This is a genomic window from Blastococcus sp. SYSU D00922, assembly GCF_054050495.1.
On record NZ_JBJGZL010000006.1, the window covers coordinates 249,001 to 256,711 of the forward strand.

The 7,711-nt window shown below is 74.0% G+C and carries 11 protein-coding genes; 9 read left to right on the forward strand and 2 right to left on the reverse strand.

Going from position 1 to position 7,711, the window contains the following annotated elements:
* Genes ybeY through ACI78T_RS11530 form a run of 3 tightly spaced genes read left to right on the forward strand, consistent with a single transcriptional unit; the run spans position 1 to position 2,207 of the window.
* Positions 1 to 504: an rRNA maturation RNase YbeY gene (ybeY, locus tag ACI78T_RS11520; protein WP_456558230.1), complete on the forward strand. Its 504-nt coding sequence runs from the start codon at positions 1 to 3 to the stop codon at positions 502 to 504.
* Positions 501 to 1,847: a hemolysin family protein gene (locus tag ACI78T_RS11525; protein WP_456558231.1), complete on the forward strand. Its 1,347-nt coding sequence runs from the start codon at positions 501 to 503 to the stop codon at positions 1,845 to 1,847. The genes ybeY and ACI78T_RS11525 overlap by 4 nt, the downstream gene beginning before the upstream one ends.
* A 6-nt stretch (positions 1,848 to 1,853) precedes the next feature.
* Complete coding sequence (locus tag ACI78T_RS11530) at positions 1,854 to 2,207, forward strand: cytidine deaminase (protein WP_456558232.1); 354 nt, start codon at positions 1,854 to 1,856, stop codon at positions 2,205 to 2,207.
* Here the strand turns inward: ACI78T_RS11530 and ACI78T_RS11535 are convergent.
* Together ACI78T_RS11535 and ACI78T_RS11540 are read right to left on the reverse strand one after the other, a co-directional pair.
* Positions 2,204 to 2,617, reverse strand: coding sequence for a DUF1801 domain-containing protein (locus tag ACI78T_RS11535; protein WP_456558233.1), 414 nt, complete (start codon positions 2,615 to 2,617; stop codon positions 2,204 to 2,206). The genes ACI78T_RS11530 and ACI78T_RS11535 overlap by 4 nt on opposite strands.
* Positions 2,618 to 2,619: 2 nt before the next feature.
* Positions 2,620 to 3,201, reverse strand: coding sequence for a hypothetical protein (locus ACI78T_RS11540; protein WP_456558234.1), 582 nt, complete (start codon positions 3,199 to 3,201; stop codon positions 2,620 to 2,622).
* A 135-nt stretch (positions 3,202 to 3,336) separates the two neighbouring features.
* On the opposite strand from ACI78T_RS11540, the gene era reads away from it, so the two are divergent.
* From era to ACI78T_RS11570, 6 genes are all read left to right on the forward strand, one after another.
* Positions 3,337 to 4,254 carry a GTPase Era gene (era, locus tag ACI78T_RS11545; protein WP_456558235.1) on the forward strand — a complete coding sequence of 306 codons (918 nt, stop codon included), beginning with the start codon at positions 3,337 to 3,339 and terminating at the stop codon, positions 4,252 to 4,254.
* Positions 4,254 to 5,000, forward strand: a complete 747-nt coding sequence (gene recO, locus ACI78T_RS11550) for a DNA repair protein RecO (RefSeq protein ID WP_456558236.1) — start codon at positions 4,254 to 4,256, stop codon at positions 4,998 to 5,000. Before era ends, recO begins: the two co-directional genes overlap by 1 nt.
* Positions 4,997 to 5,761, forward strand: coding sequence for an isoprenyl transferase (locus ACI78T_RS11555; RefSeq protein ID WP_456558237.1), 765 nt, complete (start codon positions 4,997 to 4,999; stop codon positions 5,759 to 5,761). Before recO ends, ACI78T_RS11555 begins: the two co-directional genes overlap by 4 nt.
* A 118-nt stretch (positions 5,762 to 5,879) precedes the next feature.
* Entirely contained in the window at positions 5,880 to 6,587 is a 708-nt protein-coding gene (locus ACI78T_RS11560) for a hypothetical protein (protein WP_456558238.1), read from the forward strand.
* A gap of 100 nt (positions 6,588 to 6,687) precedes the next feature.
* Positions 6,688 to 6,954 (forward strand): antibiotic biosynthesis monooxygenase, encoded by a 267-nt coding sequence (locus ACI78T_RS11565; protein ID WP_456558239.1) that lies wholly within the window; start codon positions 6,688 to 6,690, stop codon positions 6,952 to 6,954.
* A 23-nt stretch (positions 6,955 to 6,977) separates the two neighbouring features.
* Positions 6,978 to 7,358 carry an HNH endonuclease gene (locus tag ACI78T_RS11570; RefSeq protein ID WP_456558240.1) on the forward strand — a complete coding sequence of 127 codons (381 nt, stop codon included), beginning with the start codon at positions 6,978 to 6,980 and terminating at the stop codon, positions 7,356 to 7,358.
* Positions 7,359 to 7,711 lie beyond the last annotated feature (353 nt).

Genomic DNA, 7,711 nt, shown 5'->3' on the forward strand with positions numbered 1-7,711 from the left:
GTGCCCGTCGAGGTCGCCAACGAGTCCGAGATCGCGGTGGACGAGGCCGAGCTGGCCGGGATCTGCCGGTTCGTGCTGGGCGAGATGCAGGTCAACCCCATGGCCGAGCTGTCGGTGCTCTGCGTCGACGTCGAGTACATGAGCAGCCTGCACGAGCGCTGGATGGGGGAGAAGGGGCCGACCGACGTCCTCGCCTTCCCGATGGACGAGCTGGACACCGCCCGTCCCGACGACCCCGAGCCGGGCCCGGCCCTGCTCGGCGACGTCGTGCTCTGCCCCGCCGTCGCCGTCCGCCAGGCGCGGGCCGCCGGGCACTCCATGGACGACGAGCTGATCCTGCTGGCCACGCACGGCGTGCTGCACCTGCTCGGGTACGACCACATGGAGCCCGACGAGGAGAAGGAGATGTTCGGTCTCCAGCAGAAGCTGATCGAGGGCTGGCGCGCCGCACCCCGGCAGCCGGTGACCGGTGAGCCGGCGAACCGGGAGCCGGGACCCCGATGAGCTCGGGCGAGATCACCATGCTGGTGGTCGCCATCCTGCTGGTGCCCCTCGCCGGCCTGTTCGCTGCCATGGACGCCGCGCTCCAGCGGGTGTCCAAGGCGCGGGTCGAGGAGATGCGCCGCGAGGGCCTCAAGCGCGCGGACGCCCTCGAGGAGGTCGTGCTCGAGCGGGCCCGCCACGTGGCCCTGCTCCTCCTGCTGCGGATCGTCTGCGAGATGGTCGCGGCGGTCGTGGTGACCGTCCTCTTCTACGACGTCTGGGGCGGCAGCTGGCAGACGGTGCTCGCCTCGGCGGGCGTGATGATCGTGGTGAGCTACGTGCTCATCGGCGTCGGCCCGCGCACCCTGGGCCGCCAGCACGCCTACGGCACGGCTTTGGCCAGCGCCGGCGTCGTCCGGCTGCTCGGGCGCGTGCTCGGTCCCGTCGCCACCCTGCTGATCCTGATCGGCAACATGATCACGCCGGGCCGCGGCTTCCGCGACGGCCCGTTCTCCTCCGAGGTCGAGCTGCGCGAGCTGGTCGACCTCGCCGAGGAGCGCGGCGTCGTGGAGTCCGGCGAGCGCAACATGATCCACTCGGTCTTCGAGCTGGGCGACACGATTGCGCGCGAGGTCATGGTCCCGCGCACCGACGTGGTGTGGATCGAGCGCGGCAAGACCGTCCGCCAGGCGCTGGCGCTCGCCCTGCGCAGCGGGTTCAGCCGCATCCCGGTGATCGGCGAGAACGTCGACGACGTCGTGGGCGTGGTCTACCTCAAGGACCTGGTCCGCCGGTCGCAGAACTCCGGCGACCAGCGCGGCCCCAAGGTCGAGGAGCTGATGCGGCCCCCGACGTTCGTGCCGGAGTCCAAGCCCGTCGACGAGCTGCTGCGCGACATGCAGGCGCAGCGCATCCACATCGCGATCGTGGTCGACGAGTACGGCGGCTTCGCCGGGCTGGTGACGATCGAGGACATCCTCGAGGAGATCGTCGGCGAGATCGCCGACGAGCACGACGCCTTCCAGCGGCCGCCCGTCGAGCAGCTCGAGGACGGCTCGGCGCGGGTCACCGCCCGCCTGCCGGTCGAGGACCTCGCGGAGCTGTTCGGCGTCGAGCTGCCCCAGGACGACGACGTGGAGACCGTGGGCGGCCTGCTCGCGCGGGCCCTGGGCCGGGTGCCGATCGAGGGCGCCTCGGCCGAGCTCAACGGCCTGCGGCTGGTCGCCGAGAGCACCGGGGGACGGCGCAACCGGATCGACACCCTGCTGGTCTGCCGGGTCGAGCCGGAGGCCGAGGAGGAGCCCGAGGAGCCGCGTGGACGGGGGGCCACCCGCTACGAGGAGCCCGCCCCCGTGGAAGGCTGACCCGCTGTGACCGCCGCAGACGCCGTGCCCGAAGAACTCCAGGCCGAGGACGCCAAGCTCGTCACGCTCGCCCGCTCCGCCCGCGGTCGCACCGGTGCGCCCGAAGGCGCTGCGGTCCGCGACACCGACGGCCGGACCTACGTCGCCGCGACCGTCGCGCTGCCCTCGCTGAAGCTGTCGGCGCTGCAGGCCGCGGTGGCCGCCGCCGTGTCCAGCGGGGTGGAGGGCCTGGAGGCCGCCGTGATCGTCTCGGCCGCCGACGCGGTGGAGCAGGAGGGGCTGGCCGCCGTCCGCGACCTCACGGCGTCCGCCCCCGTGCACCTCGCCGGCCCCGACGGGACCCTGCGCACCACCGCCTAGCGCCCGTAGCGCTTCCGTGCGGCGGCGCTGATCTCCTCGGCGTCGGCCAGGAAGTGCTCCCTCTCGTCGAGCGCCTCGCGCACGTAGGCGCCGACGGCCGCGGGGTCGATCTGCGCGCCCCGCGGGATGTCCCAGGTCATCAGGGTCGACGTCCCCGGGCGGAGGACGCCCAGGGGATCGTCCAGAAGCACGCCCCAGAGGAACCGCAGGCAGACGGCGGACTTCGTCGCGTTCACCGCGCAGACCCAGTGCCGCCAGTCGCGTTCGACGGTGTAGGTCAGGAGCCGGTACTTGATCGCGAGGTCCAGCTCGGGCGCCGCCGTCCGGATGGCGCCGTCCAGCTCGACGAACAGGCGGCCGGACGCCTCGTCGTAGAGGGCGAGGTACTCCTCGAGCGGGTCGCCGGCCACCGTCATCCCCGCTGCAGCGGGCGGTCGACGGCCCGGGCGAACTCGTCGGCGTCCCGGACCCAGCGGGTGAACGCGGCCTCCGTCGTGCCGTCCTCGCCCAGGTGGCGCACCGACACCCGGGTGCGCCCCGGGAGCCAGCCGCCCTTGCGCGCCGCGCGCGGCCACGCCTCCGGGGGCTGCCCGACGCGCACCTCGCGGACCAGCACCAACGGGACGACCCCGGTCGGTGGCGTCCTGGTCGCGCCGACGTCGAGGGACATGCCGTGCGCAGACACGGTGAACCGGCCGACGTTGCAGAGCAGCACGAGGAGCCCCAGCCCCAGGGCCAGCGGCGCCTCGTCGAGGACCGCCGCCTGCCCGCCGCGCCAGCCGAAGAAGGCCAGCCAGACGGCGACGACGACCACCGTGAAGACCAGCGGCACCGGCCGCGGGACGTCGTACTGCCAGTAGCGCAGGGGAGCCGGCACCGTCGTCGCCCGGCTCTTGGGGCCGCGACCGGCGAAGAACCCGTACGCGCGGATCTGCTCCAGGTGGAGGTCCCGCTCCCGTGCGGCCCGTACCGGCAGGCCCTGCTGTCGCGCCATGCGGCGATCATCCCAGCGGCAGCGCCGCTCCTGGAACGTTGCTGCTGCTCCTGGAGTGCTGCAGGACTCGAGGAGCGCGAACAACACTCCAGGAGCGGGGCCGGTGCCGTCGCACCCCGGTGGGAGACTGGTGCCGTGACCACCCCGGACCAGGCGCCGCACCGCAGCGGCTTCGCCGCCCTCGTGGGCCGCCCCAACGCCGGGAAGACCACGCTCACCAACGCGCTGGTCGGCGAGAAGGTCGGCATCGTCAGCAACCGCCCGCAGACCACCCGGCACGCCATCCGCGGCGTGGTGCACCGGCCCGGCGGCCAGATCGTCCTCGTCGACACCCCCGGCCTGCACAAGCCGAAGAGCCTGCTGGGCCGGCGGCTCAACGACGTCGTCCGCGACACGCTCTCCGACGTCGACCTGATCGTCTTCTGCATCCCCGCCGACCAGCCCGTCGGCACCGGGGACGCGTTCATCGCCCGGCAGCTGCGGGAGGTGAAGGCGCCGGTCGTCGTCGTGGTCACCAAGACCGACGTCGCGTCGAAGAAGCAGATCGCCGAGCAGCTGGTGGCCGCCAGCCAGCTGGTCGAGGCCGCCGAGGTCGTGCCGGTCAGCGCGGTCAGCGGCGACCAGGTCGAGCTGCTCGAGGACCTGCTGGTCAAGCTGCTCCCCGAGGGCCCGCCGCTCTACCCGGAGGAGCAGACCACCGACGAGGACGTCGAGCGGCAGATCGCCGAGCTGATCCGCGAGGCGGCCCTGGAGAAGGTGCGCCAGGAGGTGCCGCACTCGCTGGCGGTCAGCGTCGAGGAGATGCTGCGGCGTCCCGACCCGAAGAAGCCCGGCGGCGAGCTGGTCGAGGTGCACGCGCTGCTGCACGTCGAGCGCAACAGCCAGAAGCCGATGCTGCTGGGCAAGGGCGGGCAGATCATCAAGGCCATCGGCAGCGAGGCGCGCGCCGGGATGGAGACGCTGCTCGGCGCCCGAGTCCACCTCGAACTGCACGTCACAGTGCTCGGGGAGTGGCAGGACGACCCCAAGAAGCTCAACCGGCTGGGGTACTGATGGCCCACACCCCGAAGGCGCTCTACCGGGACGAGGGCATCGTCCTGCGCACCCAGAAGCTCGGCGAGGCCGACCGCATCGTCACCGTCCTGACCCGCCGGCACGGCAAGGTGCGCGCGGTGGCGAAGGGCGTCCGGCGCACGAAGAGCAAGTTCGGGTCGCGGCTCGAGCCCTTCAGCCACGTGGACCTGCAGCTCTACACCGGCCGCAACCTCGACATCGTGAGCCAGGCGGAGTCCATCCGCTCGTACGGCAACGACATCGTCGACGACTACCCCTGCTACACCGCCGGCACCGCCGTGCTGGAGACCGCCGACCGGCTGACCTCGGAGGAGAAGGAGCCCTCGCTCCGGCTGTTCCTGCTGGTCGTCGGCGCGCTCCGGGCGCTGGCCGAGCGCAGCCACCCGGCCGGTCTGGTCCTCGACGCGTTCCTCCTCCGCGCCATGTCGGTGGCCGGGTGGGAGCCGGCGCTATCCGACTGCGCCCGCTGCGGCGAGGAGGGCCCGCACCGGCACTTTTCCGTCCCGGCCGGCGGCACCGTCTGCCCGCCGTGCCGCCCGACCGGCTCGGCCATGCCCAACCCGGTCACCCTCGAGCTGCTCGACGCCCTCCTCACCGGCGACTGGGACCGCGCCGAGGCCTCGCAGGGCACCAACCGCCGGGAGGGCAGCGGCCTGGTCGCCGCCCTGCTGCAGTGGCACCTGGAGCGCGGCCTGCGCTCGCTGGCGCTGGTGGACCGCTCGTGAGGCGCGAGGTCAAGGCGCCCAACCCGCACCCGTCGGGCGCGCGGCCGCCGGACCTGCCCAAGGACAAGGTCCCGAAGCACGTCGCGATCGTCATGGACGGCAACGGCCGCTGGGCCAAGCAGCGCGGTCTGCCCCGGACGGCGGGGCACGAGGCGGGGGAGTCCTCGCTGTTCGACTGCGTCGAGGGCGCCATCGAGCTGGGCATCGGGGCGATCAGCGCCTACGCCTTCTCCACCGAGAACTGGCGGCGCAGCCCGGAGGAGGTCCGCTTCCTCATGGGCTTCAACCGCGACGTCATCCGCCGGCGGCGCGACGAGATGCACGAGCTCGGCGTCCGGGTGCGGTGGGCCGGCCGTCGTCCGCGGCTGTGGCGCAGCGTCATCGACGAGCTCCAGGTCGCCGAGGAGCTCACCCGCGACAACGACGTCCTGACCCTGACCATGTGCGTCAACTACGGGGGCCGGGCGGAGATCGCCGACGCCACCGCGGCCATCGCCCGCGAGGTGGCCGCCGGCCGGCTCAACCCCGACAAGATCGACGAGAAGACCGTCGCCCGGTTCCTCGACGAGCCGGACATGCCCGACGTCGACCTGTTCGTGCGCAGCTCGGGGGAGAACCGCACCAGCAACTTCCTGCTGTGGCAGTCGGCCTACGCCGAGTTCGTCTTCCTGGACACCCTCTGGCCCGACTTCGACCGGCGGCACCTGTGGGCCGCGTGCGAGGAGTACGCCTCGCGGCAGCGGCGGTTCGGCAGCGCCTGACCCGGCGCCGTCGGCACTGCGCGGTATCCGGCTCCGATCCGGGCGCCTCACCACTACGGTGCTCAGCCACGGGCGAGCACCGCCCACCCGCGCCCCGCCCGAGAGAGCCCCCGCAGCCATGACCCAGCCCCCCGGACCGTACGGATCCCCGTACGGCGAGCCCACTCCCTACGGCCAGCCCGTCCCGCCGCCGCAGCCCCCTCAGGGCTACGGCCAGCCCGGGCCCTACGGCCCGCCGCCCCAGCCGCCGGCGAAGAAGAACCTGCTGCCGTGGCTGATCGTCGGCGGCGCGGTGCTGCTGTCCGGCATCGGGATCGCCCTGGTGCTCCTGCTCGGCGGCGGCGACTCCGGGTCGGACGAGCAGGCGGCGGCCTCCAGCACGTCGAGCGCACCGGCGACGACGTCGTCCGCGGAGCCCAGCCGCGAGTCCTCCCTCGGGGACCTGCCCGGCGGGGCCCAGGTCGCCGACGAGCCCACGGTGGCCCCCGGCAACGCCTACCCCGGCTCCGACGAGGTGGCCCTCGCCTGGGTGGACGCCCTGGCCGACGGGGACTGGCAGACCGCCTACGACCTCTCCTGCACCGCGGTGCGGGACTCCGCGACCAGCGCGGCCGCCGGCGGCGACCCGGCGTACGAGCTCGGGCGGTACTTCTACGAGCAGACGCTCGGCGGCGTCGGCTTCACCGAGGGCACGTTCGACAGCATCCAGTTCGACCCGGCGACCGGCTCCGACATCGGTGCCTTCACGCTGGCGATGGAGGACGGCGAGACGTTCACCCTGCTGGTCTACGTCCAGCAGGACCTGACGGTCTGCGACTTCTTCTGATCCGATCCGAGGGCGGGCGGGCACCCCGGTGCCCGCCCGCCCTCGTCGTGCCCGGGCATGGCAGCGTCTGCGGGGGACAGGAGGAGGTCGGGTGTTCGCGGTGACCAGGTTGCGGGCGGCAGGCGACGACGGCGAGGCGCTGGCCGCGGCCGTCGCACCGCTGCTCGAGGCGCTCGGCGCGCGGCCCGGCTTCGTCTCCGGGGAGCTCGGCCGCGCGGCCGACGACCCGTCGCTGTGGGCCCTGGTCACGCGCTGGGACGGCGTCGGCTCCTACCGGCGGGCGCTCTCCGCTGCCGAGGTCAAGATCGCCGGCGCCCCCGTGTGGGTGCACGCACTCGACGAACCGGGTGTCTACCTCACCGACTGAGCGCACGGCCCTACGCTCCGGTCGTGGCGAGCCGGACCGCGAGCGCGCGGTATGCCCGCAAGCGCAAGCGGCGGATGCAGAAGGTCGAGCACGACCTCAGCCCGGAGCAGTGGACGGCGCTGCAGCAGGCCTGGGGCGGCTGCGCCTACTGCGGGGCCACCGGCGTCCCGCTCCAGCGCGACTGCGTGCTGCCGATCTCGCGGGGCGGGCGCTACACGCTCGACAACATCGCGCCGGCCTGCGGCTCCTGCAACGCCAGCAAGTGCAACGACGAGGTGACGGGCTGGCTCCGGCGCAAGCGGCTCGACGAGCGGGCCTTCCTCGTGCGCCACGTCGAGATCCGCGCCGCCCTGGCCCTCCGCTTCGCCGCGCCTCAGACGACTGCGGAGAGCGTGGAGGCGTGACCTGGCGCCCGACCGGGCATGGGGGCTCGGGCGGGCGCGGGGGAGCGGAGCGCGACCCGGTGGACGAAGCCACGGAGGACGCGCGATGACCGAGCAGCCGGACCGGCCGGGCCCGCAGGCGGACCCGACGATGCGCGTCGCCCGGCCACCGACACCCGGCCGCGCGGTGCGGGCCGACGTCGCGGCGGGCAAGCTGCCCACCCCTCCGGTGCGTCCGGACGAGCCGACCGTCACCCTCGACGCGGGGGGGGGGGGGGGGGGGGGGGGGGGGGGGGGGGGGGGGGGGGGGGGGGGGGGGGGGGGGGGGGGGGGGGGGGGGGGGGGGGGGGGGGGGCGGGGGTGGGGGCTAGTTG

What these genes read in the sequence shown, in the direction of transcription:
- ACI78T_RS11525 (WP_456558231.1), top strand. Translation starts at nt 501, where the DNA reads ATGAGCTCGGGCGAGATCACCATGCTGGTGGTCGCCATCCTGCTGGTG.
- ACI78T_RS11540 (WP_456558234.1), bottom strand. Translation starts at nt 3,201, where the DNA reads ATGGCGCGACAGCAGGGCCTGCCGGTACGGGCCGCACGGGAGCGGGAC.
- recO (WP_456558236.1), top strand. Translation starts at nt 4,254, where the DNA reads ATGGCCCACACCCCGAAGGCGCTCTACCGGGACGAGGGCATCGTCCTG.
- ACI78T_RS11560 (WP_456558238.1), top strand. Translation starts at nt 5,880, where the DNA reads ATGACCCAGCCCCCCGGACCGTACGGATCCCCGTACGGCGAGCCCACT.